At 64.6% G+C, this 23,208-nt stretch carries 20 protein-coding genes; 14 read left to right on the forward strand and 6 right to left on the reverse strand.

Annotation, left to right across the window (positions count from 1 at the left end):
* Nucleotides 1-33 precede the first annotated feature (33 nt).
* Nucleotides 34-1,110 (forward strand): 4-hydroxy-3-methylbut-2-enyl diphosphate reductase, encoded by a 1,077-nt coding sequence (locus B1A87_RS03315; RefSeq protein WP_078028125.1) that lies wholly within the window; start codon nt 34-36, stop codon nt 1,108-1,110.
* 29 nt (nt 1,111-1,139) lie between these two features.
* On the opposite strand, the gene B1A87_RS03320 is transcribed toward B1A87_RS03315, so the two are convergent.
* The gene (locus tag B1A87_RS03320; protein ID WP_078028124.1) at nt 1,140-2,507 is read right to left on the reverse strand and encodes a DNA recombination protein RmuC; all 1,368 of its coding nucleotides are present in this window, start codon (nt 2,505-2,507) and stop codon (nt 1,140-1,142) included.
* A gap of 144 nt (nt 2,508-2,651) precedes the next feature.
* On the opposite strand from B1A87_RS03320, the gene ychF reads away from it, so the two are divergent.
* The 4 genes from ychF (at nt 2,652) to B1A87_RS03340 (ending at nt 8,701) form a co-directional block, all read left to right on the forward strand.
* Nucleotides 2,652-3,737: a redox-regulated ATPase YchF gene (ychF, locus tag B1A87_RS03325; protein WP_078028212.1), complete on the forward strand. Its 1,086-nt coding sequence runs from the start codon at nt 2,652-2,654 to the stop codon at nt 3,735-3,737.
* 323 nt (nt 3,738-4,060) lie between these two features.
* Nucleotides 4,061-5,824, forward strand: a complete 1,764-nt coding sequence (locus B1A87_RS03330) for an ABC transporter family substrate-binding protein (RefSeq protein ID WP_078028123.1) — start codon at nt 4,061-4,063, stop codon at nt 5,822-5,824.
* A 187-nt stretch (nt 5,825-6,011) separates the two neighbouring features.
* Nucleotides 6,012-7,553, forward strand: a complete 1,542-nt coding sequence (locus B1A87_RS03335; protein WP_078028122.1) for an ABC transporter permease — start codon at nt 6,012-6,014, stop codon at nt 7,551-7,553.
* Complete coding sequence (locus tag B1A87_RS03340; protein WP_347032754.1) at nt 7,550-8,701, forward strand: ABC transporter permease; 1,152 nt, start codon at nt 7,550-7,552, stop codon at nt 8,699-8,701. The genes B1A87_RS03335 and B1A87_RS03340 overlap by 4 nt, the downstream gene beginning before the upstream one ends.
* A gap of 25 nt (nt 8,702-8,726) precedes the next feature.
* Here B1A87_RS03340 and B1A87_RS03345 read toward each other — a convergent pair whose 3' ends face one another.
* A complete protein-coding gene (locus tag B1A87_RS03345) occupies nt 8,727-9,356 on the reverse strand; it encodes a PH domain-containing protein (RefSeq protein ID WP_078028121.1) in 630 nt (209 codons plus the stop codon).
* A gap of 79 nt (nt 9,357-9,435) precedes the next feature.
* Between B1A87_RS03345 and B1A87_RS03350 the strand changes: the two genes are divergently transcribed.
* From B1A87_RS03350 to B1A87_RS03370, 5 genes are all read left to right on the forward strand, one after another.
* Nucleotides 9,436-11,271 carry an ABC transporter ATP-binding protein gene (locus tag B1A87_RS03350; protein WP_078028120.1) on the forward strand — a complete coding sequence of 612 codons (1,836 nt, stop codon included), beginning with the start codon at nt 9,436-9,438 and terminating at the stop codon, nt 11,269-11,271.
* A gap of 229 nt (nt 11,272-11,500) precedes the next feature.
* Complete coding sequence (locus tag B1A87_RS03355) at nt 11,501-13,141, forward strand: ABC transporter substrate-binding protein (protein WP_078028119.1); 1,641 nt, start codon at nt 11,501-11,503, stop codon at nt 13,139-13,141.
* Nucleotides 13,142-13,357: 216 nt separating this feature from the next.
* Nucleotides 13,358-14,287: an ABC transporter permease gene (locus tag B1A87_RS03360; protein ID WP_078028118.1), complete on the forward strand. Its 930-nt coding sequence runs from the start codon at nt 13,358-13,360 to the stop codon at nt 14,285-14,287.
* The gene (locus B1A87_RS03365; protein ID WP_078028117.1) at nt 14,277-15,263 is read left to right on the forward strand and encodes an ABC transporter permease; all 987 of its coding nucleotides are present in this window, start codon (nt 14,277-14,279) and stop codon (nt 15,261-15,263) included. Before B1A87_RS03360 ends, B1A87_RS03365 begins: the two co-directional genes overlap by 11 nt.
* A gap of 11 nt (nt 15,264-15,274) precedes the next feature.
* Entirely contained in the window at nt 15,275-16,990 is a 1,716-nt protein-coding gene (locus tag B1A87_RS03370; RefSeq protein WP_185982225.1) for an ABC transporter ATP-binding protein, read from the forward strand.
* Nucleotides 16,991-17,094: 104 nt separating this feature from the next.
* On the opposite strand, the gene B1A87_RS03375 is transcribed toward B1A87_RS03370, so the two are convergent.
* On the reverse strand, nt 17,095-17,778 hold the full coding sequence (locus tag B1A87_RS03375; protein ID WP_144275708.1) for an SGNH/GDSL hydrolase family protein: 684 nt from the start codon (nt 17,776-17,778) through the stop codon (nt 17,095-17,097).
* On the reverse strand, nt 17,756-17,962 hold the full coding sequence (locus B1A87_RS03380) for a hypothetical protein (protein ID WP_144275709.1): 207 nt from the start codon (nt 17,960-17,962) through the stop codon (nt 17,756-17,758). The genes B1A87_RS03375 and B1A87_RS03380 overlap by 23 nt, the downstream gene beginning before the upstream one ends.
* Nucleotides 17,963-18,234: 272 nt before the next feature.
* Here B1A87_RS03380 and typA point away from each other — a divergent pair, with 272 nt between their 5' ends.
* Nucleotides 18,235-20,163 (forward strand): translational GTPase TypA, encoded by a 1,929-nt coding sequence (gene typA / locus B1A87_RS03385; protein ID WP_078028115.1) that lies wholly within the window; start codon nt 18,235-18,237, stop codon nt 20,161-20,163.
* A gap of 26 nt (nt 20,164-20,189) precedes the next feature.
* On the forward strand, nt 20,190-20,618 hold the full coding sequence (locus B1A87_RS03390) for a hypothetical protein (protein WP_260680624.1): 429 nt from the start codon (nt 20,190-20,192) through the stop codon (nt 20,616-20,618).
* Here B1A87_RS03390 and B1A87_RS03395 read toward each other — a convergent pair.
* Nucleotides 20,615-21,121 (reverse strand): helix-turn-helix domain-containing protein, encoded by a 507-nt coding sequence (locus B1A87_RS03395; protein WP_078028114.1) that lies wholly within the window; start codon nt 21,119-21,121, stop codon nt 20,615-20,617. The genes B1A87_RS03390 and B1A87_RS03395 overlap by 4 nt on opposite strands.
* Before the next feature lie 63 nt (nt 21,122-21,184).
* Here B1A87_RS03395 and B1A87_RS03400 point away from each other — a divergent pair, with 63 nt between their 5' ends.
* The gene (locus B1A87_RS03400) at nt 21,185-22,465 is read left to right on the forward strand and encodes an MFS transporter (protein ID WP_078028113.1); all 1,281 of its coding nucleotides are present in this window, start codon (nt 21,185-21,187) and stop codon (nt 22,463-22,465) included.
* A 6-nt stretch (nt 22,466-22,471) separates the two neighbouring features.
* Here B1A87_RS03400 and B1A87_RS03405 read toward each other — a convergent pair whose 3' ends face one another.
* Nucleotides 22,472-22,717, reverse strand: coding sequence for a hypothetical protein (locus tag B1A87_RS03405; protein ID WP_078028112.1), 246 nt, complete (start codon nt 22,715-22,717; stop codon nt 22,472-22,474).
* A gap of 154 nt (nt 22,718-22,871) precedes the next feature.
* Here B1A87_RS03405 and fdxA point away from each other — a divergent pair, with 154 nt between their 5' ends.
* Entirely contained in the window at nt 22,872-23,198 is a 327-nt protein-coding gene (fdxA, locus tag B1A87_RS03410; RefSeq protein ID WP_028269445.1) for a ferredoxin, read from the forward strand.
* Nucleotides 23,199-23,208 lie beyond the last annotated feature (10 nt).

Genomic DNA, 23,208 nt, shown 5'->3' on the forward strand with positions numbered 1-23,208 from the left:
GGGGCGGAGCCCGTCAACCGGTAGCATGGAGAAATGACCTCCTCAGCAGTTTCCCTTTCGATGCCAACAGTCCCGCGCAGGCGGCGTTCGCCGGAGGAAGTGCTCGCTGCCGCGCCGGTTGCCGGCCCCAAGAAAGTTCTGCTGGCGGCTCCCCGGGGCTACTGCGCAGGTGTTGACCGCGCCGTCATCGCCGTCGAGAAGGCGCTGGAACACTACGGCCCGCCGGTCTACGTCCGCAAGCAGATTGTCCACAACGTACACGTGGTCAGTTCGCTTGAGGAGCAGGGGGCCATCTTCGTCGATGAAACCGATGAGGTCCCGGAAGGCGCCCTGGTCATCTTCTCCGCTCACGGCGTCTCTCCGGCCGTCGTCCAGTCAGCGGAGGACCGCGGGCTGCGCACGATCGACGCCACCTGCCCCCTGGTGACCAAAGTCCACAAGGAAGCCGTCAGGTTCGCGAAGGACGACTTCGACATCCTGCTGATCGGCCACGACGGCCACGAGGAAGTGGAGGGCACCGCCGGAGAAGCCCCTGAGCACATCCAGATCATCAACGGCCCGCACGAAGTGGACAAAGTGACCGTACGTGACCCCGAGAAGGTCATCTGGCTGTCCCAGACCACCCTCAGCGTGGACGAAACCATGGAAACCGTGCGGCTGCTCAAGGAGCGGTTCCCCACACTCCAGGACCCGCCCAGCGACGACATCTGCTACGCCACCACCAACCGGCAGGTGGCCATCAAGAAGATCTCCCCCCAGGCGGACCTGGTGATCGTGGTCGGTTCGGCGAACTCATCCAATTCCGTGCGCCTGGTGGAAGTGGCGCTCGAATACGGCGCCAAGGCCTCCTACCGCGTGGATTTCGCCAACGAGGTGGACGAGACCTGGTTTGAAGGTGTCGCCACGGTGGGAGTCACCTCGGGAGCGTCCGTGCCGGAGGTCCTGGTCAAGGATGTCCTCCGCCTCCTGTCCGACTACGGCTATGACTCCGTGGAGGAAGTTGTCACCGCCGAAGAGGATCTGCTGTTTTCCTTGCCGAAGGAACTTCGCGCGACCCTCAAGAAAGCCGGGGACGTCTCACGGGCGCTCGGTGGCAGGCGTTCAAACTAGGACCCCCTTTCCTCTGCGGCATCCTCTCCCTAGGCGGCGTCCTCTTCCGCCTCCGGCTCGGCCGCTTCTCCGCCGGCCCTGCCGTGGACGGTGCTCGCCGTGACTGTGCTTCCCGTGACCATGCTTTCCGCAACCGTGCTTTCCGCAACCGTGCTTTCCTGGACCGCGCCCAGCTGGCCAGTTGACTGGGCCGCTGCCTGGTCGCCGGACTGAAGCTCCGGAGCTGAGACGGACCTCGGCGTGACCTGCACGGCCGGCGGCGTAACCAGCCCGGCGGCGTCCATAGCGTTCAGCTTCCGGGCGGTAGGGAGGACGCGGGCTTCCAGGGTGCCGACCATCGAGTTGTAGCGGTCCACGGAGGACTTCAGGGACGAACCTAGCTTGCTGACGTTGTCGCCGAGGGTCCCCATGCGTTCGTACAGCTGCCGGGCGAGCTCGAACAGCTCGCGGGCGCTGTCGGTGAGGACATCCTGGCGCCACGTGAACGCAACGGACTTGAGCACCGCCAGCAAGGTGCCGGGGGAGGCCAGCACCACGTTCTTGGAGAGCGCATGGTCCAGCAGGGCGGGATCGGCGGTGAGCGCGGCGGCCAGGATGGACTCGGCAGGCAGGAAGCAGATGACCAGTTCGGGCGAGTTTCCCGAAATATCCCAGTACTTCTTGCTGCTGAGCGAATCCACATGGGCCTTGAGGGCCTTGGCATGGGCGGCCAGGAGATCCTGCTGGGAGGACTGGCTCAGCCCCTGCCGGTCGCCGTCGGGCTGGCCGAGCTCCTGCGCCCGGAGGTAGGCGGACAGCGGCACCTTGGCGTCCACGACGAGCTGCTTGTCACCAGGAAGCTGCACCACAAGGTCCGGACGGACCGAGGCCTCCGCCCCTGAACTGTGCAGCTGTTCGTGGAAATCGACGTGACGAAGCATTCCCGCGGCCTCCACCACCCGGCGCAGCTGGACTTCTCCCCACTGGCCGCGCGCGCTGTTGGAGCGGAGCGCCGATTCGAGGGCATGCGTGGAACGCATCAGCTGTTCGTCCGAGAGACGGGCTTCCTGCAACTGCTGGGCCAACTGCCCGTACTGTTCCAGGCGGTCCCGCTCCAGCAGGGAGACCTGCTGCTGCACGGCAGTGAGCTTTTCGGCCACGGGCGCCAGCGCCCTCAGCACGCTGCCGTCCTGCTGGCGGGACTCGCCCAGCTCCCGGTTTTGGGCCGCCAGCAGCCTCCGCTCCGCGTCGGCGGCGGCGAACTGGGCGCTCACCTCGGAAAGCCGGGCCGAAACGCCGTCGAAGTCCGCTTCCAGGGCGGCGCTCCGGCGGCGCAAGACCGTGTACGCGAAAGCAGCGCCGGCCAAGGCACCCAGCAACAGCATCAGTAGGGCGAGAATGACTGCAAAAGGTTCCATGCCTTCACTGTGGCATGCAGCTATGACATTTTTGCCGAAGGCAACGGCGCCGCAACCGGACGAGCCACACAATGAGGTCCCGAGCCCCTCCCCGGACGGGATGCGAGCCGCGTGCGGCCGCCGCAGCGGGTAGAATCAATGTCCGTGGCTCTTACTATCGGCATCGTCGGACTGCCCAACGTCGGCAAATCAACTCTTTTCAACGCACTGACCCGCAATCAGGTGCTGGCCGCGAACTATCCGTTCGCCACCATCGAACCGAATGTCGGCGTCGTGAACCTGCCGGATCCCCGGCTGGCGAAGCTTGCGGCCATTTTCGGATCCCAGCGGCTGCTGCCTGCCCCGGTCTCCTTCGTGGACATCGCCGGGATCGTGAAGGGCGCGTCGGTCGGCGAAGGCCTGGGCAACAAGTTCCTCGCCAACATCCGCGAGGCCGAGGCTATCGCCCAGGTTGTACGCGTGTTTGATGACCCCGACGTCATCCACGTCGACGGCAAGGTGGACCCCCGCTCCGACATGGAGACCATCAACACCGAACTGATCCTGGCCGACCTTCAGACCATTGAAAATGCCATCCCCCGGATCGAAAAAGAAGTCAAGATCAAGAAGCGGGATGCTGCTGAGCTGGCAGCCATCAAGGCGGCCCAGGCCGTGCTGGAACGCGGCGACACCATCTTCTCCTCGATCAAGAGCGACAAGCTCGAGATGGAGCACCTCAAGGAACTCGGCCTCCTGACGGCCAAGCCGTTCATCTATGTCTTCAACGCAGACGAAGGCATACTGGGCAATCCGGAGAAGCAGGAGGAGCTGCGGGCCATGGTTGCCCCGGCCGACGCCGTCTTCCTCGACGCCAAGCTGGAATCCGACCTCGTGGAGCTGGATGAGGAAGAAGCCCGCGAGATGCTGGAGATGAACGGGCAGGACGAATCCGGCCTGGACCAGTTGGCCCGCGTCGGCTTCCACACCCTCGGGCTGCAGACCTACCTGACGGCCGGTCCCAAGGAAACCCGCGCCTGGACCATCCACCAGGGCGACACCGCGCCGCAGGCCGCGGGCGTCATCCACTCCGACTTCCAGCGCGGATTCATCAAGGCCGAAGTCGTCTCCTTCGAAGACCTCATCGCTGCCGGTTCGATGGCCGAGGCGAAGTCGCGCGGCAAGGTCCGCATCGAAGGCAAGGAATATGTGATGGCCGACGGCGACGTCGTCGAGTTCCGCTTCAACGTGTGAGGTTCCCGTCACGACTCAGTGATTGAGAATTAACGCTCAAAGGCCCCGATCCCTTGGATCGGGGCCTTTGTCGTGATTGGCTTGCATAGTTGTCGACGTTGCGCAGGTGAAGGAATCTTTACGGAGAATTCGCGGGATTCCGGCTAGGTTGCATCTCGATAACAACCTTTACTGAGGGACAACTTTCGGACCGCGGAGGCCGTCTTCGGGTCTAGGCTACATCTCATGTGAGACAGGCCACATGCCCGCTGGGGGGATTTGGCGGTCTGGCCGGCGCCCACAGCGGCGGTCTTTTCCACACTCAAAAGAAACAAGGAGGCGGAATGCGCTTCGGCCGTATTTCCAAAGCAGTGGGCGTCGCAGCGGTTGCTGCTCTAGCTCTCAGCGCCTGCGCGGGCAACACCGGGACAACCCCGACGAGCGCCACAGCAGGTAAGCAGGGTGGCAACGCCACCGTCGTTGAAGTCAACGCTTTCTCGTCGTTCAACCAAGGATCTGCCGACGGAAACAGCGACATCAACGGCAACATCAGCTACATCACGCATTCGGGCTTCTACTACGTGGACGACAAGCTCAACGTTGTCCACAACGACAAGTTCGGCAAATACGAAAAGGTCTCCGATAATCCGCTGACGGTCAAGTACACCGTCAATGAAGGCGTGAAGTGGTCTGACGGCGAAGCTATCGACGCCGGCGACCTCCTCCTCTCCTGGGCGGCCAACTCTGGCTACTACGACGACGCCAACGCCGACGCGAAGACGGGCACCACGTACTTCACCACCGCCGCCGACACCAGCGGGCTGAACCTGACCGAGTTCCCCGAAGTCGGCGACGACGGCCGGTCCATCACGCTCAAGTACTCCAAGCCCTTCGCTGACTGGGAAATCGCCTTTGACATGGACCTGCCGGCGCATGTCGTGGCCAAGAAGGGCGGCCTGGCCGACGAGAAGGCACTGATCGACCTCCTTAAGAAGACCCCGCGCGGCGACGCCAAGGCGCCGAAGGTCAACGCCGAACTCAAGAAGGTCGCCGACTTCTGGAACCACGGCTTCGACACCAAGACGCTGCCGAGTGATCCCTCCCTATACCTCTCAAGCGGTCCCTACATCGTCAAGAGCATCGAGCAGGATGCGTCCATGACGCTCGTCAAGAACAAGGACTACACCTGGGGTCCCGAGACCCACCTGGATGAAATCACCATCCGCTACATCGGCTCCGCACCCGCAGCTGTCCAGGCACTCAAGAACGGCGAGGCGGACGTCATCGCCCCGCAGCCCTCGGCTGACACGCTGGAGCAGCTCAAGGCACTGGAAAGCCAGGGCGTGACCACCGAGAGCTACGGCGAACTCGCCTATGACCACCTGGACCTGAACTTCTCCGGCCCGTTCAAGGACAAGAAGGTCCGTGAAGCGTTCATGAAGACGGTTCCGCGCCAGGACATCGTGGACAAGATCGTCAAGAAGCTGGACCCGAATTCCAAACCGCTGGACTCGGAGCTCTTCCTGCCGTCCCAGGCCAAGTACGCCGACTCCGTCAAGAACAACGGTTCCGCGAACTACGGCTCCGTTGACATCGCCGGCGCCAAGGAACTCCTCGCCGGAGCCACGCCGGAAATCAAGATCATGTACAACAAGGACAACCCCAACCGGGTTGATGCCTTCTCGCTGATCCGCGAATCGGCCACCAAGGCCGGCTTCAAGATCGTCGACGGCGGCCTGGGGGCTTCCGACTGGAGCGGCCACCTAGGCGACGGCAGCTACGACGCCACCATCTTCGGCTGGATCAACTCGGGCGTCGGCGTGTCGGGCGTTCCGCAGATCTTCAAGAGCACCGGCGGCAGCAACTTCAACGGATTCAAGAGCGCCGAAGCGGACAAGCTCATGGACGAGTTGATCGTCACCACCGACAAGGGCAAGCAGGATGACCTGACCGCCCAGATCGACAAGCACATCTGGGACGAAGCCTACGGCGTTCCGTTGTTCCAGACAGTCGGCGTTGCCGCCTTCAGCGACCGCGTTACCGGCGTCAAGTCCAGCCCGGGCCAGCGCGGCGTCTGGTGGAATGTGTGGGACTGGCAGGTCAAGTAAGCCTCCGGGCCCAGGCCTGACAGGCTAGTACAGGCGCCGGGACCATGAGCACTAAGGTCCCGGCGCTTTCTAGCGCCAGAGGCTAATGCCCGGCACGGGCCGATCATCAACGGGCCCGTGCACGACGCGAACCAAGACTGCGAGCTGACCGGGCGGATCCCCGGGCACCAAACCAGAGGCAAAAACCATGTTGACTTACATCGTCCGGCGGCTCGTGACCGCCGCCCTCATCCTGCTGGGCGCGTCCTTCCTCGTGTATCTCCTGACGGCGGCGTCCGGTGATCCGCTCGCGGAATTCCGTGCCAGCAATGCGCCCAACCGTGACCAGCTCATGGCCGCGAGGTCCAACCTGCTTGATCTGGACACCCCGGCGCCCATCCGGTACTTCAAATGGCTCGCCGGAGCCTCACGATGCCTCGTCCCGTTCGCCGGAACCTGTGACCTCGGGCAGAACACGGCCAGCCAGCCCATCACCGACGCCCTCGGCCACGCGCTGATCCAGACCCTGACGCTCGTCACGGCCGCGACCGTGCTCGCCATCCTTGTCGGCATCACCCTCGGCATCATCACGGCGCTCCGCCAGTACAGCACCCTGGACTACGGCGTGACGTTCATGGCGTTCCTGTTCTTCTCGCTGCCCATCTTCTGGGTGGCCGTGCTGCTGAAGGAATTCGGCGCCATCGGGTTTAACAATTTCCTGCGAAATCCCGAAATCCCCTGGCCGGCAGCCGTCGGCATCGGCGCTGCCCTGGGAATCGTCGCGGCCATCATCGCCGGCGGCGACCCCAAACGCCGCGCACTGACCGGCGGCGTGGTTTTTGCGGTTTCCACCGCCGTCCTCATCTATTTCTCGGTGACACTTTGGTTCAAGACTCCAGGCCTCGGGCCCGTGGTCATCGGCATCGCAGGCGTCGGCCTCGCCTACGCCGTCACCCTGCTCACGGCGGGCCTAAAGAACCGCAAGGCGCTGCAGGCGGCGCTCATTGCAGTGGGTGTGGGCCTGGTGGCATATTTCGCCATCCAGCCGCTGCTCAACCAGGCAACGTTCCTCATGATCGTCCTCCTCGCGATCGCAACAGTTCTTGTCGGCATGGCAATCGGCTACCTCGTGGGCGGCTACGACCGCGGGCAATCCATGCGGTCGGCGGCCCTCACGTCTTTCCTTGTCGGATTCCTCATCGTCCTGGACCGTTTCATGCAGGCCTGGCCCACCTATTTCGACAACAGCAGGGTCCGCGGGCGGCCCATCGCGACCATCGGCGCCAGCACCCCCAACATCGAAGGCGACTTCTGGGTCCTGAGCCTTGACTCGTTCACGCACCTCATCCTGCCGACCTCGGCGCTGATCCTTATTTCACTGGCCGGGTACACCCGGTTCACCCGGGCGTCGATGCTGGAAATCATGAACATGGACTACATCCGGACGGCGCGGGCCAAGGGCCTCTCGGAACGGACAGTGGTGATGCGGCACGCGTTCCGGAACGCCTTGATCCCGATTGCCACCATTGTTGCCTTCGACATCGGCGGCCTCATCGGCGGAGCAGTCATCACGGAGACTGTATTTTCCGTCCGCGGCATGGGGTTCCTGTTCCTCGACGGCATCCAGCACGTGGACCCCAACCCTGTCATGGGCGTGTTCGTGTGCGTCGCCATCACAGCCATGGTGTTCAACCTCATCGCGGACCTTGCCTATTCCGCGCTTGATCCACGAGTAAGGGTGAAAGCATGAGCCAGCCAAGCCAGCAGGATGAAATCATGGCCGAGCAGGCCGGCCTGCAGCACCAGCCGGCTGCCGGAATTGAACCCGTCATCGAGGCCAAGGGCCTCAGCCAGGGCCAGATCGTGCGCAAACGCTTCTTCGGCCACGCCGGCGCCCTCGTCGGCCTGGCCGTCTTTGCCGTGATCTTCGTTGTAGCGTTCACGTCCGTGGGCTATGCGGGCATTCCAGGATGGTGGAAGTTCGGCCACGAGACCGTGACTCCGCTGGTCAACGACGGAACCCCGACGTCCTCGCTGTGGCCCCTGGCATGGGGGGAGCACCCCTTCGGGCAGGACAGGATCGGCCGTGACCTGTTTGCCATGACCATGCGCGGCGCCCAGCAGTCCATCACCATCATGGTGGTCATCGGGCTCATCGCAGGGCTTATCGGCGTGGTCGTGGGTGCCCTGTCCGGCTACTTCCGGGGCTGGGTGGAAGCTATCCTCATGCGCCTCACGGACGTCATCATCATTGTGCCGGCCTTGCTCCTGGCAGCGGTGATGGCCCAGATGGCCAGCCGACGCGACGAAGCAGGATGGTTCGCCTCATTCGCCAGCACCAACGGCGTGCTGGCCATCGGCATCTTCCTGGGCCTGATCAGCTGGGTGGGCCTGGCGCGGCTCATGCGCGGCGAGTTCCTCTCCCTGCGGGAAAGGGAATTCGTTGACGCGGCACGCATTTCCGGGGCGAGCAATGCCAGGATCATCTTCAAGCACATCCTGCCCAACGCCGTCGGCGTACTGATCGTCAACGTCACCCTGACCATGTCGGCGGCGATCCTCACCGAGACGGCACTCAGCTTCCTGGGAGTCGGCGTCAAGTCGCCCGACACGTCACTCGGGTTGCTCATTTCACAGAACCAGGACGCCTTCTCCACCCGGCCGTGGCTCTTCTGGTATCCCGGCCTGTTCATCGTCCTCATCTGCCTGAGCATCAACTTCATCGGCGACGGGCTGCGGGATGCCTTTGACCCGCGCCAGAAGAAGTTCAACGCCAAGAAGGCCAAGGGCACCGGCGGCCCGGTTGCGCCCGAGAAGTCACCCGTGGCGGCCTTGGACGGCGCGGCAGGCGGCACCGCAGCGGACGGACCGGCAGCCGGCGGAACCAGGGGAGCCTGAAATGCTGACCGAGCCGCGCCGGACGCTATGCCAGGGCGACGCCCCAGCAGCTGAATGCGAGGAGCAGCAGCGTGGCCGCCAGTTCCGCCCAGCGGTACCTCACAGTCACCGGCGTGGTCTCGGCATTTCCGGCATCGAGGGCCCCGGATTCAACCAGCTCCTGCCAGCGGACCCGCACCAGTTGCGCGGCCTGCCCGGAGTCGGTGCTCTTCAGGTCGCCCGGGCGGACGGACGCACCGGGACCGTACGTGCTGCGGGCCAGTCCCTGGAGATCTTCGGGGCGGGCGTTTCGGCCGCCCCAGATGCCGGGCGCCGGCGCGGCCCAGGCGCCGTAGCTTTTGTCCGGAGTGACCAGGGTCAGCGCATAGCGCGTATCCACGTGCACCAGGGCTTCCCACGGCACAACTATGGACCGGAACGGATTTTCGAGGCTGACCCCGGCTTCGTGGACCACCACCGCCGGGCGCCAGAACAACAGCCAGCCCAGGTACGCGATGAGCAGCAGCGGCCCCGCACCGATCAGGGCCCCCGGCCCTCCCGTCAGGGCGATGCCCGCCAGCCCGACGACGGCCACAAGCCAGGACAGCCCTGCGAACCACTTATTGGTGCGGGCTTTGAAAATTTCAGTGTTTTCGGCATGCGGCGCAGTGCTCATGCCCCCAATAATTCAGGATTCCCGGCCACAGCACTAATCTCCGCTGTCCCGCCGGTACGGGTGGAAGGAAAACCCCAACATGTCTGACTACATCAGCCCTGACCCCGCCGGTGCCGACTCCGGGCCTGGTGCAAAGGGTGCCGTGGTGCTTGAAGTGCGCGACCTGAGCGTCGACTTCGGCGTGGACAAGAAGTGGGTTCCGGCCGCCGTCGGACTTAACTATGAGGTCCGCGCGGGCGAGGTGCTGGCCATCGTGGGCGAGTCCGGGTCGGGCAAGAGCGCCAGTTCCATGGCCCTGCTGGGCCTGCTGCCCAGCAACAGCCGGGTCTCCGGCAGTGTGAAGCTCTCCGGCAAGGAACTGCTTGGAGCGGACGCCGCCAACATCCGCAGCGTCCGCGGCAAGGACGTGGCGGTCATCTTCCAGGAGCCCATGACGGCCCTGAACCCCGTCTACACGGTGGGCGCGCAGATCGTCGAGACCGTGCGCCTGCACAACGAAGTATCGCCCGATGAAGCGCGCGAACGCGCCCTGCGCATGCTGGATCTTGTCGAATTGCCCGATCCGGAGAAGGCGTTCAGGTCCTACCCGCATCAGCTGTCCGGCGGTCAGCGCCAACGCGCGATGATTGCCCAGTCGCTGTCCTGCGACCCCAAACTGCTGATCGCCGACGAGCCCACCACCGCCCTGGACGTCACCGTGCAGGCGGAAATCCTTGACCTCATGAGGAACCTGCGCAACAAACTGGACAGCGCCATCGTCCTGATTACCCATGACATGGGCGTCGTGGCCGACCTCGCCGACCGGATCGCCGTCATGCGCAGGGGCCTGATCGTGGAAACCGGCACGGCAGACCAGATCTTCCACAGTCCCCAGCACCCCTACACGCAGGCGCTCCTTGCCGCCGTGCCGCACCTTGGCCAGGGCGGGACGGACTCAGAGGCGGAGGTGGACGTGACGGCCGCCCTTGCCGCCGCCACCCACGCGGAACTCCAGTCCGTGGACCACGCCGAGTTGATCCGCCGTGAGCGCGAGAACGCGGCAGCGCTGGCCGCAGCCGAGGCTGCACGGCCCGTAGGCGAGCCGGTCCTCGAGCTGAGGGACGTTGCCATCGAGTACCCGAAACAGGGCCGCGTGCCGGCATTCAGGGCCGTTGAAGGCGCGAACCTGACGATCTACCCCGGTCAGGTGGTGGGGCTGGTGGGGGAGTCCGGTTCCGGCAAAACCACCATCGGCCGTGCCGCCGTGGGACTGTTGCCGGTCGCGGCCGGGTCGATGCGCGTCGTGGGGCAGGACATTTCCGCGGCCAAGAAAAACGGAAAGCAGCTTCACCAGGTCCGTCGGCACATCGGCATGGTCTTCCAGGACCCGTCCTCGTCTCTGAATCCGCGCCTTCCCATCGGTGAGAGCATCGGCGAGCCCATGTACCTTGCCGGCGCAGCGAAGGGCGCTGACCTGCAGAAACGCATTGAAGCCCTGCTGGACCAGGTCGAGCTGCCGCGTGATTACCGGAACAGGTACCCGCATGAGTTGTCCGGCGGGCAGAAGCAGCGCGTGGGCATTGCCCGGGCCCTCTCACTCAAGCCCAAGCTGATGGTGGCCGATGAGCCCACGTCTGCTCTTGACGTATCCGTTCAGGCCAAGGTCCTTGAGCTGTTCCAGAACCTCCAGCAGGAGCTCGGCTTCGCATGCCTGTTCGTGACCCACGACCTTGCGGTGGTCGACGTCCTGGCGGACCGCATCTGCGTCATGCAGCGCGGCCGCATCGTCGAGCAGGGAACGCGGGACCAGATCCTCCGGAACCCGCAGGAGCCCTACACGCAGCGACTCCTGGCCGCGGTGCCGTTGCCGGATCCGGAGAAGCAGCGGGAACGCCGCGAACTCCGCGCGCAGCTGCTCACGGCCGGCTCGGAGTAACCTGCGCCACATTTTTGGCGTATAGTACCAGTCGGTAACTTGTGACTTGAAATCTGCCCCGGCAGACGATAGAGCCCGGTCACGGTTTGGCAACGGCGTACCACTATTTGGACACTTTGCGGTTAGGCTACATGCATATGTAGCCCACGTCACAGGATACGTCTGTGCCTGGACTGCGGGGATGCAAAAGATATCCCCTGAATCTCTCCCACAACTCATAGGAGGCGGAATGCGTTTTTCGCGCACTTCCAAAGCATTGGGCATGATGGCAATCGCCGCTCTTGCCCTTACCGGTTGCGGCGGCGGCGGAGCAAACTCCGGCAGCACGAACGCGGCCGGAAACTCAAGCAAAGTCATCCTTGCCGACGGTTCCGAACCCCAGCGCCCGCTGATGCCGGCCGACACCAATGAAGTTGGCGGCGGCAAAGTCATCGAGCTGATGTTCGCGGGACTGGTCAGCTACGACGCCAGCGGCAAGGCGGTCAACGAGCTCGCCGAATCGATTGAGGGCAAAGACGCCCAGCACTACACCATCAAAATCAAGAAGGACCAGAAGTTCACCAACGGAGAGGCCATCACGGCCAAGACGTTTGTGGATTCCTGGAACTTTGGAGCAGCAGCGAAGAACGCGCAGCTCAGCGGTGCTTTCTTTGAAAGCATCAAGGGTTACGACGAAGCCAGCGCAGAGGGCTCCAAGGTCGAGACCATGTCCGGGCTGAAAGTCGTTGACGACCAGACGTTCACCGTTGAGCTCAAGCAGCCGGAATCCGACTGGCCGCTTCGCCTGGGCTACTCTGCGTTTGTCCCGGTCCCGTCCGGCGCAATCAAGGACCCGAAGGGCTTCGGCGAGAAGCCGGTCGGCAACGGCCCTTACAAGATGGCCGACGGCGGCTGGCAGCACAACGTGCAGATCCAACTCGTGCCGAACCCGGAGTACAACGGCCCCCGCAAGGCCAAGAACGCCGGTGTGACGTTCAAGATCTTCCAGAACGACGACGCCGCTTACCAGGACCTGCTGTCCAACAACCTGGACGTGCTGCAGACCATCCCCACCAGCGCCCTGAAGAACTTCAAGTCGGACCTGGGCGACCGCACGATTGACAAGCCGTACGCGGGCAACCAGACCATCGCCATCCCGGAATACCTGCCGGAGTGGAGCGGTGAAGCCGGCAAGCTGCGCCGCCAGGCCATCTCCATGGCCATGAACCGCGAAGAGATCACCAAGGTGATCTTCAACGGCGCCCGCCAGCCCGCCAAGGAGTTCACTGCTCCTGTTCTGGACGGCTACAGCGACAGCATCAAGGGCTCGGAAAACCTGAAGTTCGATGCAGCCAAGGCCAAGGACCTCTGGGCCAAGGCTGACGCAATCCAGAAGTGGGACGCCAACAAGACGTTCACCATCGCCTACAACGCCGACAAGGGCGGCCATAAGGCCTGGGTTGAAGCCGTGGTCAACCAGCTGAAGAACAACCTCGGCATCAAGGTTGAGGGCAAGCCGTACGCAACCTTCAAGGAAGCCCGCAACGACGCAACCGCCAAGACGCTGACCGGTGCCATCCGCGCCGGGTGGCAGGCAGACTACCCGTCGCTGTACAACTTCCTGGGCCCGATCTACAAGACCGGCGCAGGCTCGAACGACGCACAGTACGCGAACCCTGAGTTCGACAAGGCCATCTCCGACGGCCTGAAGGCCTCCTCGGTGAGCGAAGGTAACGCCGCGATGAACAAAGCCCAGGAGATCCTGCTGCAGGACCTTCCGGCCATCCCGCTGTGGTACCAGGTCTCCCAGGGTGGCTGGAGCGACCAGGTCACCAATGTTGACTACGCGTGGAACGGTGTTCCGCTCTACTACAACATCACTGGCAAGTAAGTACTGAACGACGGCGGGGGCTGCTCGGAAGAGCACTCCCGCCGTCGCTCTGTTGCTGCACAATTTCAGACGCCCGGCATTGCCGGATCGTCGTGTGCAGACCGTCCGCCGTGAACGCGCCGGCGCCGGCTTGCACTCCGAGTGAAAAGATTCCCACATGAACAACCCCCAAGCACCCCGCTTCCGGGTGCCCGCTGCCCAGGGTGTGATGCGCTGATGGCGTGGTACATCCTTCGGCGATTCCTTCAACTTGTCCCCGTATTCCTCGGCGCCACGCTCCTGGTCTACTTCCTGGTCTTCAGCCTGCCGGGTGACCCCATCGTGGCCCTCTTCGGTGACAAGCCCGTCAATGAAGCTGTGGCCGCCCAGCTGCGCGCCCAGTACAACCTGGACCAGCCGTTCTGGATCCAGTACCTGCTCTACCTGAAGAGCATCTTTACCTTCGACCTCGGACTGGACTTCACGGGCCGCCAGATCGCCACGGTTCTGGGCGAGGTATTCCCGGTCACCGCACGCCTCGCCGTCATGGCCCTGATCTTCGAAGCCGTCTTCGGGATCCTCTTCGGCCTGATTGCCGGACTCCGCAAGGGCAAGCTCTTTGATGCCACGGTCCTGGTTGCCTCGCTGATCGTCATCGGCATCCCGATCTTTGTCCTCGGCTTCCTGATGCAGTTCTTCGTCGGAGTCCAGCTTGGCTGGGCGAAGCCCACCGTGAGCTCGGCCGCCACCGTGCAGGACCTCATCCTGCCGGCGATCGTCCTCGGCCTGGGCTCGTTCGCTTACGTCCTGCGCCTGACGCGGACCAGCGTTATCGAAAACATGAATGCCGACTATGTGCGCACCGCCACGGCCAAGGGCCTGTCCCGGGCCCGCGTGGTCCGCGTGCACATCCTGCGCAACTCGCTGATCCCGGTTATCACCTTCCTCGGCGCCGACCTGGGCGCCCTGATGGGCGGAGCCATCGTCACCGAGGGCATCTTCAACGTGCCGGGCGTCGGCAACCGGCTCTACCGGGCCGTCACGCAGGGTGAGGGCCCCACGGTCGTCTCGATCGTCACAGTCCTCGTGCTGATCTACTGCGTGTCCAACCTGCTCGTTGACCTTCTGTACGCCTGGCTTGACCCGAGGATCCGTTATGACTCCTGAGAACAATGCAACTGTTCGCGGCACCGCCGTCCGTCGCCCGATCGAGCACTTCGTGGCCGACATTGATGAGACGCCCCTGCAGGCAACGGACAAGGTCAAGGAAGACCAGGTTCCGCTAAGCCTCTGGGGTGAGGCCTGGAAGAACCTGCGCAAGCAGCCGCTCTTCCTACTCTCGGCTTTCCTGATCTTCGCGGTCATTGTCGTGTGCCTGTTTCCGGGCCTCTTTGCCCAGATTGATCCGGCGTCGGAGGCCTGCCAGCTGGCGAACTCCGACGGCGGCCCGGCGGGCGGACACCCGCTCGGCTACACCCAACAGGGCTGCGATGTCTTCGCGCGCGTCATTTACGGCACACGCTCGTCCGTGACGGTCGGCCTGTTCACCACTATCGGTGTGGTGATTTTCGGCGGCATCATGGGCGCCCTGGCCGGATACTACGGCGGCTGGGTCGACGCCGTGCTGGCCCGCATCAACGATATTTTCTTCGCCCTGCCGCTGATCCTCGGAGCCATCGTCATGATGCAGCTTCCCGTGTTCCGCGCCAACCGCAACGTGTGGTCGCTGGTGCTGATCCTGATTATTTTCGGCTGGCCCCAGATCGCGCGCATCACCCGAGGCGCCGTGATCGAGGTCCGCAACGCGGATTTCGTGACGGCTGCGCGCTCCCTTGGCGTGTCCAGGTTCCGTTCGCTGATGCGCCATGTGCTGCCCAACTCGCTGGCGCCGATCATCGTCGTGGCGACAATTTCACTGGGCACGTTCATCGTCGCTGAATCGACGTTGTCGTTCCTGGGCATTGGGTTGCCGCCCAGTGTGATGTCGTGGGGTAACGATATCCAGTCGGCACAGGCCTCCCTGAGGTCCAATCCCATGCCGTTGATCTACCCGGCCATCGCGCTGTCCATCACCGTCCTGAGCTTCATCATGCTGGGCGACGCCCTGCGTGACGCCCTCGATCCCAAAGCGCGCAAGCGATGAAAGGAGACGCTATGAGCTCCGCTGTCCAGGTCCGGGAACAAGGGGCCGACGTCGAGCGTCCGCTTCTCGAGATCAAAGATCTCGCGATCAACTTCCGCACGAGCAACGGCGATGTCAATGCCGTCCGCAACGCACACCTGACCATCATGCCCGGCGAAACAGTCGCCATTGTGGGCGAATCAGGCTCCGGAAAGTCGACGACGGCGCTGGCCGCCATCGGCCTCCTGCCCACCAACGGCCGGGTGGCCGGCGGCCAGATCCTGTTCGACGGCGAGGACATCTCCAACGCCAGCGAAAAGCGGATGATCGAACTGCGCGGCAGCCACATCGGCATGGTCCCGCAGGACCCGATGTCCAACCTGAACCCGGTGTGGAAGATCGGCTTCCAGGTGCGGGAGACGCTGAAGGCAAACGGGCTGCCCAGCGGCCCCGCCGACGTCGCCAAGGTGCTGTCCCAGGCGGGGCTGCCGGACGCGGAACGCCGCGCCAAGCAGTATCCGCATGAATTCTCCGGCGGCATGCGCCAGCGTGCGCTGATCGCCATCGGCCTGTCGTGCCAGCCGCGCCTGCTGATTGCGGACGAGCCGACGTCGGCCCTGGACGTCACCGTCCAGCGGCAGATCCTGGATCACCTGGAAACGATGACCGCGGAACTCGGCACCGCAGTGCTCCTGATCACCCACGACCTGGGCCTCGCGGCCGAGCGGGCCGACAAGGTGGTCGTCATGTACCGCGGCCAGGTGGTCGAGGCCGGGCCGTCCCTGGAACTCCTCCGGAACCCGCGGCATCCGTACACGCAGCGGCTGGTCGCATCGGCACCGTCGCTGGCCTCCCGCCGCATCCAGGTGGCGAAGGAGCAGGGCCTGGAATCTTCGGATCTGCTTGCCCCCGCGGAACCTGTCGCCGTCGAGGAATCGTTGCCCGAGGATGTCCTGAAGGTCCAGGACCTGACGAAGGTCTTCAAGCTCCGCGGTGCACTCGGAAAATCGACCGACTTCACTGCGGTGGACAACGTCTCCTTCAGCGTCAAGCGCGGAACCACGACGGCGATCGTGGGGGAGTCGGGCTCCGGCAAGTCGACGGTGGCCCAGATGGTGCTGAACCTGCTGACCCCGACGTCCGGGACCATCATCTTCGACGGCGTGGACACGTCCACGCTCGGCAGCAAGCAGCTGTTTGGCTTCCGGCGTCGGGTGCAGCCGATCTTCCAGGACCCGTACGGATCGCTGGACCCGATGTACAACATCTTCCGGACCATCGAAGAGCCGTTGCGGACCCACAAGGTAGGCAACAAGGCCAGCCGCGAAAAGAAGGTCAGGGAACTGCTGGACCAGGTGGCGCTGCCGCAGTCCGCCATGCAGCGGTACCCCAACGAGCTCTCCGGCGGCCAGCGCCAGCGTGTGGCGATTGCCCGCGCGCTTGCGCTGGATCCGGAAGTGATCATCTGCGACGAGGCAGTGTCGGCGCTGGACGTGCTGGTCCAGGCGCAGGTGCTGAACCTGCTCGCGGACCTGCAGTCCAACCTCGGGCTCACCTACCTGTTCATCACCCATGACCTCGCGGTGGTCCGGCAGATCGCCGATCACGTGTGCGTCATGGAGAAGGGAAAACTGGTAGAAACCGGCTCAACGGACGACGTCTTTGATTCGCCGCAGCAGGACTACACCAGGGCCCTGCTCAATGCGATTCCCGGTGCACAGCTGATGCTTCCGCCGGAAGTTGCCTGACCTGCCCTGACCGCAACAGCAAAGGAGCCGGTGACCGCCCAATGGGTGGCCACCGGCTCCTTTAGCGTCCGCGGCTTGTTCTGTGCGGGCGTCCGGCAACCGTCCTATTCGAGCCCGAGGCCCAGCGCCGCGAGCCTGCTGCCCAGCAGCGCGCCGAGCGCGCGGTGACCGGCGTCGTTCATGTGGACCCTGTCAGCGAGCTCGCCCTCGAGGCCGTACCGGGTCAGCCAGCCGCCGACGCCGACAAACGGAATGCCGTGGTCTGCGGCCACCGTCCCCAGCAGGGCATCCACCTCGGTGCGCCGGCCGCCGCCATGCTCGGCACTCTTCGACAGCGTGCCCACCATGGCGAGCTTTGCGCCCGGATAGCGCTGCTTGATGGTTTTGATGAGGCGCTCGGCGTTCGCAACGATCTGGTCGTCACTCGCGCCCTGCTTGGCGTCATTTCCGCCGCCCTCGATGACCACCAGCGGGGGGAAACCGTAGGGCAGGTGCCAGTCACCGCGCTGGAGGGCGTCGATGTAGTTGCCCGTCGTGCCGTTGGAGGCAACATATCCGGTGCCTCCCTTGCCGCAGAAGAACACGTCGTAGCCGATGCCGGCGAGGGCCCGGCGCGGCCAGCTGCGGGCCGGTTCGGACTGCGAATCGCCGATCAGCAGGGCTGTGCGGGCGATGTTGTCCACGATCACCTCGTCCCGCCCGTTGGCAGGATTCCGGTACAGGGCGCCGTCGGGAAGGGCAGCGGGATTGGCCGGGGCGGCGAGGTCACCCCTGTCTCTTATACACATCTGCAGAGCCGGCAGCCACCGCCTCGCCCGGAGCGGCCACCGGCGCCGGGGCGGCAGCGCGGGGTAAAGAGCCGCCCGCCGTTGCGCCGGGCGCAGGTTCGGCGGGCATTCCACAGCCGGCGAGCAGAACGCTGGCGGCAATCATGGGGCCAATCAGGACGGCCCGCTTCGAGGCGTGTAGCATCCTGGAACTCCTGGCCTGTTCGAAAGTGTTCCAGTAATAGTGGTGCATCACTTCGGGAAAAGCCAGTGATTTTGCTCACATGACGTGCCTGTGGATTCACGATTTGGTAACGGGGCGGGGAATGGCCCGCATTAGGTTTTTAGGCCAATAAATGGGAGAGCGTCTAGACTTGCAGTAGGTGCCCTGTGTTAAAGGGTCTGATCCGTCGTGCGTTCCGGTTGGAAATGTCGCGATACAACAGCTGACTTCACCACTGAATCGAGCAATAACGCATGTCTGAAACCACCACCAACACCGCGGTAGCCACTGCATCGCGCAGTGACCTGCGCAACGTCGCGATTGTGGCCCACGTTGACCACGGCAAGACCACGCTGGTCGACGCCATGCTCAAGCAGACCAACTCCTTTGCCGAGCACAACCACCTCGAAGACCGCGTCATGGACTCCGGTGACCTTGAGCGCGAAAAGGGCATCACCATCCTGGCCAAGAACACCACCGTGGCCTACAACGGACCGTCCTCCAACGGTGAGACCATCACCATCAACGTGATCGACACCCCCGGCCACGCGGACTTCGGCGGCGAGGTTGAGCGCGGCCTGTCCATGGTTGACGGCGTGGTGCTCCTGGTCGACGCTTCCGAGGGCCCGTTGCCCCAGACCCGCTTCGTGCTGCGCAAGGCCCTGGCCGCGCACCTGCCGGTCATCCTGCTCGTGAACAAGACGGACCGTCCCGACGCCCGCATCGAGGAAGTCGTCCACGAGTCCATGGACCTGCTCCTGGGCCTTGCCTCCGACCTCGCGGACGAAGTTCCGGACCTGGACCTGGACAAGATCCTCGAAGTCCCCGTCGTCTACGCAGCCGCCAAGGTGGGCCGCGCATCCCTCGAGCAGCCGGCCGACGGCTCCGCTCCAGAAAACGAGGACCTTGAGCCGCTGTTCAAGACGATCATCGAGCACATCCCGGCACCGACGTACGACCCGAACGGCGTCCTGCAGGCGCACGTTACCAACCTGGACGCCTCGCCGTTCCTGGGCCGCCTGGCTCTGCTCCGCATCTACAACGGCACCCTGCGCAAGGGCCAGACCGTCGCATGGGCACGTGCCAACGGCGAACTGAAGAACGTCAAGATCACCGAACTGCTGGCAACCAAGGCGCTGGACCGCGTTCCCGCCGAGTCCGCCGGCCCGGGCGAGATCGTCGCCGTCGCCGGCATCGAGGAGATCACCATCGGTGAGACCCTGACCGACGCCGACAACCCCCAGCCGCTGCCGCTGATCACCGTGGACGATCCCGCGATCTCCATGACCATCGGTATCAACACGTCCCCGCTGGCCGGCAAGGTCAAGGGCGCCAAGGTCACCGCCCGCCAGGTGAAGGACCGCCTGGACAAGGAACTGATCGGTAACGTCTCCATTAAGGTTCTGCCGACCGAGCGTCCCGACGCTTGGGAAGTCCAGGGCCGTGGCGAGCTCGCGCTGGCCATCCTGGTCGAGCAGATGCGCCGTGAAGGCTTCGAACTGACGGTCGGCAAGCCGCAGGTAGTCACCAGGACCGTTGACGGCAAGATCCACGAGCCGATGGAACACATGACCATCGACGTGCCGGAGGAGTACCTCGGCGCCGTCACGCAGCTCATGGCCGCCCGCAAGGGCCGCATGACCAACATGGCGAACCACGGCACCGGCTGGTGCCGCATGGAGTTCATCGTCCCGGCCCGTGGCCTCATCGGCTTCCGCACCAAGTTCCTCACGGACACCCGCGGCGCCGGCATCGCGTCCTCTATCTCCGAGGGCTACGAGCCCTGGGCCGGCCCGATCGAGTACCGCACCAACGGTTCGATGATCGCCGACCGCGCCGGCGTTGTGACGCCGTTCGCCATGATCAACCTGCAGGAACGCGGCTCCTTCTTCGTGAAGCCCACCTCGGAGGTCTACGAGGGCATGATCGTGGGCGAGAACTCCCGCGCCGACGACATGGACGTGAACATCACCAAGGAAAAGAAGCTCACCAACATGCGTGCCGCTTCCTCCGACACCTTCGAGAACCTGACGCCGCCGCGCGACCTGACCCTCGAAGAGTCCCTCGAATTCGCCCGCGAGGACGAGTGCGTTGAGGTTACCCCGGAGTCCATCCGTATCCGCAAGGTCATCCTGGACACCAACGAGCGCTCCAAGGCAAACCGCGCCCGCGCCAAGGTCTGATCCGGCACCCTCCGGTCATCAACCTCGTGAACAACAGAGCTGCCGGCATGGCAGGCGGCATAGCCGCCGCCGTGCCGGCAGCTCTTTTTGCTGCACTGGCCGGCACGGCGCTGCACCACCAACAGGTGGTGATGGCCGGCGTCGAGCTCCCGCTGGGAGCGTTCGCCGCACTGATGCTGCTGGCCTCGCTTCAGCTGCTTCTGGCGGCCGCGTTCCGTTCACCCATTCCGACGGCGGTCTGCGGCGTCCTCTGTTACGTCCTGGTCGGCTGGTGGTCGGCGATGGAGCCAGGAAAGCGGCTGATCGCGGGCGACCTCGCCGGCAACGCCTGGGTCTACGGGATCGTCGGCGTCACCGTGCTCATGCTCGTGTGGGCCAGGCGGTACCGCCGCCGGGCCCCAGGCAAGGCGGCAACTGCCGACACCGTGCCGGTCGCGGCCGACCGGCCGTCCTAGTCCGCCGTCGGGTCCCGGTGGTGGGCAATCATGAGTGAGGTGGCCTCGCCGTCGTCGTCTGCGGGGAGGGCCACGTACTCGTCCACTACCGCCCGGAGCTTGCCGAGCATTTCCTCGCGCCGTGCGGCGTTGAACTTCACGCCGAGCCGCCAGACCTCGATGTCCTCCGGGGGGAGATCCCGGATTTCCTGCAGGAACGTCTCGATGAGGATGGGCGAGACGTTGTCCACCGGAGTGCTCCAGGACTTGCGGCTGGCGATGTAGGGCACCTCGGTGGCCCCGCGCCGGCCCTTCCGGCGTTCCTCAGCGAGCAGGAACCCGGTCCGCACCAGCGTACGGACGTGGTGCAGGCTGGAGGCGGGATTGAGGTCCAGGAGTTCGGCGATTTCCTTATTGGTCCGCGACTGGTGCAGGCACAGCCGGAGAATCCTGAGCCGCAGCGGAGAACTCAGCGCGCGGCCCTTAGCCACCAGGTCTGCGTCGTCGCTCTCCAGCGCTGTCATAGACGCAAGTGTAGCCAGCAATAAGTGATTGACATACATCAATCGCTGCCGGAAACTGTTGCCGTGACAGCTGACTCCACCGCAGCAGATACCGCCGCCACGTCGCTGTGGCGGGACCGCAACTTCACCACATTCTGGACCGGGCAGGCGATGAGCCAGTTCGGCGCCCAGCTGGGGCAGCTGGCCTTTCCGGTGCTGGCAGTTTCGGTGCTTCAGGCTTCCGAATTCGAGGTGGGCGTCCTGAACGCCGCCGGCCTGGCGGCCTTCCTGATCATCGGACTTCCGGCCGGCGCTTGGGTGGACCGGTGGCTTAAGCGGCGAACCATGATCATCGCCGACGCCGCCCGGATGGCGGCCATGGCCGCCGTGCCCGTGCTGTGGTGGGGCGGCATCCTGGAAATCTGGCATCTCTACGTCATTTCAGCGCTGGTGGGCACGGCCACAGTGTTCTTTGACGTCTCGTACCAAAGCTATGTGCCTGTCCTGGTGGGCTCCCGGCATGTCACCGAAGCCAATTCCAAGCTCGAATCCACCGCGCAGATAGCCAGGGTTGGCGGACCCGCGGCCGGCGGGGCGCTCCTGACCTTTGTGTCGGCGCCGGTGCTGTTCCTGGGGGAGGCCGCCGGGTATCTCCTCTCCGCGGTCTTCCTCGCCCGGACCCGCGACAGCGAGGAGCGCGCCACCCCGGCGGACAGGCGCCCGCTCGGCACCGAGATCAAGGAAGGCCTTGCGTTCGTGGTGGGGCACCCACTGATCAGCCGCATCGCCGCCTGCACCGCAGGCATGAATTTCTGCGGCACGCTCATCTACACACTCATGCCCTTGCTGGTCCTGAGGGACCTCGGACTCGGGCCCCAGGGCGTGGGGCTGATCATGACTGCCGGCGCAGCCGGAGGCCTGCTGGGCGCCGTCACCGCGACCCGGCTGGCAGCACGGATCGGCGAAGGCACGGTGATACCGCTCTGCGCCCTGGCTAGTTCGGTTTTTCTGGTGCTGGTCCCAGTCGCCGCGGTCGTCCACGAGCCTGCCGTCTCGCTGGTGCTCCTGCTCGTTTCCGAGTTCGGTTTCGGCATTAACGTGCTCGTCTACAACATCATGCAGCTGACCATGCGCCAGCGGGTGTGTCCGCCCCGATTGCTGGGCAGGATGAACGCATCCATCCGGTTCGCCGTCTGGGGCGTGATGCCGCTGGCCGCGCTCGCCTCCGGGTTCCTCGGCGAGCACATCGGGCTTGTTCCGGCGATCTCCATCGGCGCGGCCTGCAGCTTCCTCGCGGCCCTCCCGGTGCTGTTGTCGCCGCTGCGGAGGATGCGAAAGCTTCCGGACCAGGTGCTCGAGGACTGAGGGCTGTCACGCCCCGGTACGCGGCCTTCGCCGCAACGGCGCCGGCGGCACCTGCTTGGCGGCGACCACCAGGTCCAGGGCAATGGCGACGTCGGACCTCCGGGTCCGCACGGTGCACTGGGCGTCGCCGCACTCCAGTAGGTCTCCGAGGGCGTCCGTGAATCCGCCCTCGATCCGGTAACGCACCACCACGCGGGTCCCCGGCGGGGCGGCGGCCAGGAATTCCCGGGGCGATGGCGTAGGCAGACTCACGCCTTCAATCGTATGACGCGACCCGGAGTGTGACGCGCCGCTTCGTTCGCGGTGCGGGCCTGGGAGATAATAGGCTCGGAAGTCGATAGTCCGGCATGCAGGCCGGAAGCAACAACCGGCCAGTCGCCGGAACCAACGTGGAGAGGCAAGGGACGTGACGTACGTAATCGCGCAGCCGTGTGTAGATGTTAAGGACAAGGCATGCATTGAGGAGTGCCCCGTCGATTGCATCTACGAAGGCGAGCGTTCCCTCTATATCCATCCCGATGAATGCGTCGACTGCGGTGCCTGCGAACCGGTCTGCCCGGTGGAGGCCATCTACTACGAGGACGACACCCCCGAAGAGTGGGCCGACTACTACAAGGCCAACGTGGAGTTCTTCGACGACCTCGGTTCCCCGGGCGGTGCCGCGAAAGTGGGCAACACCCACACGGACCACCCGATGATCGCTGCACTGCCGCCGCAGAACCAGGACCACTGAGGCGGGCGCG

Source organism: Arthrobacter sp. KBS0703 (assembly GCF_002008315.2).
In the GTDB taxonomy this organism is placed as follows: Bacteria; Actinomycetota; Actinomycetes; order Actinomycetales; family Micrococcaceae; genus Arthrobacter.

Excerpts from the sequence above, each read along its gene's own strand:
- B1A87_RS03315 (WP_078028125.1), top strand. The coding sequence starts at position 34 with ATGACCTCCTCAGCAGTTTCCCTTTCGATGCCAACAGTCCCGCGCAGG.
- B1A87_RS03320 (WP_078028124.1), bottom strand. The coding sequence starts at position 2,507 with ATGGAACCTTTTGCAGTCATTCTCGCCCTACTGATGCTGTTGCTGGGT.
- B1A87_RS03330 (WP_078028123.1), top strand. The coding sequence starts at position 4,061 with ATGCGCTTCGGCCGTATTTCCAAAGCAGTGGGCGTCGCAGCGGTTGCT.
- B1A87_RS03335 (WP_078028122.1), top strand. The coding sequence starts at position 6,012 with ATGTTGACTTACATCGTCCGGCGGCTCGTGACCGCCGCCCTCATCCTG.
- B1A87_RS03340 (WP_347032754.1), top strand. The coding sequence starts at position 7,550 with ATGAGCCAGCCAAGCCAGCAGGATGAAATCATGGCCGAGCAGGCCGGC.
- B1A87_RS03345 (WP_078028121.1), bottom strand. The coding sequence starts at position 9,356 with ATGAGCACTGCGCCGCATGCCGAAAACACTGAAATTTTCAAAGCCCGC.
- B1A87_RS03350 (WP_078028120.1), top strand. The coding sequence starts at position 9,436 with ATGTCTGACTACATCAGCCCTGACCCCGCCGGTGCCGACTCCGGGCCT.
- B1A87_RS03355 (WP_078028119.1), top strand. The coding sequence starts at position 11,501 with ATGCGTTTTTCGCGCACTTCCAAAGCATTGGGCATGATGGCAATCGCC.
- B1A87_RS03360 (WP_078028118.1), top strand. The coding sequence starts at position 13,358 with ATGGCGTGGTACATCCTTCGGCGATTCCTTCAACTTGTCCCCGTATTC.
- B1A87_RS03365 (WP_078028117.1), top strand. The coding sequence starts at position 14,277 with ATGACTCCTGAGAACAATGCAACTGTTCGCGGCACCGCCGTCCGTCGC.
- B1A87_RS03370 (WP_185982225.1), top strand. The coding sequence starts at position 15,275 with ATGAGCTCCGCTGTCCAGGTCCGGGAACAAGGGGCCGACGTCGAGCGT.
- B1A87_RS03375 (WP_144275708.1), bottom strand. The coding sequence starts at position 17,778 with ATGTGTATAAGAGACAGGGGTGACCTCGCCGCCCCGGCCAATCCCGCT.
- B1A87_RS03380 (WP_144275709.1), bottom strand. The coding sequence starts at position 17,962 with ATGCTACACGCCTCGAAGCGGGCCGTCCTGATTGGCCCCATGATTGCC.
- typA (WP_078028115.1), top strand. The coding sequence starts at position 18,235 with ATGTCTGAAACCACCACCAACACCGCGGTAGCCACTGCATCGCGCAGT.
- B1A87_RS03395 (WP_078028114.1), bottom strand. The coding sequence starts at position 21,121 with ATGACAGCGCTGGAGAGCGACGACGCAGACCTGGTGGCTAAGGGCCGC.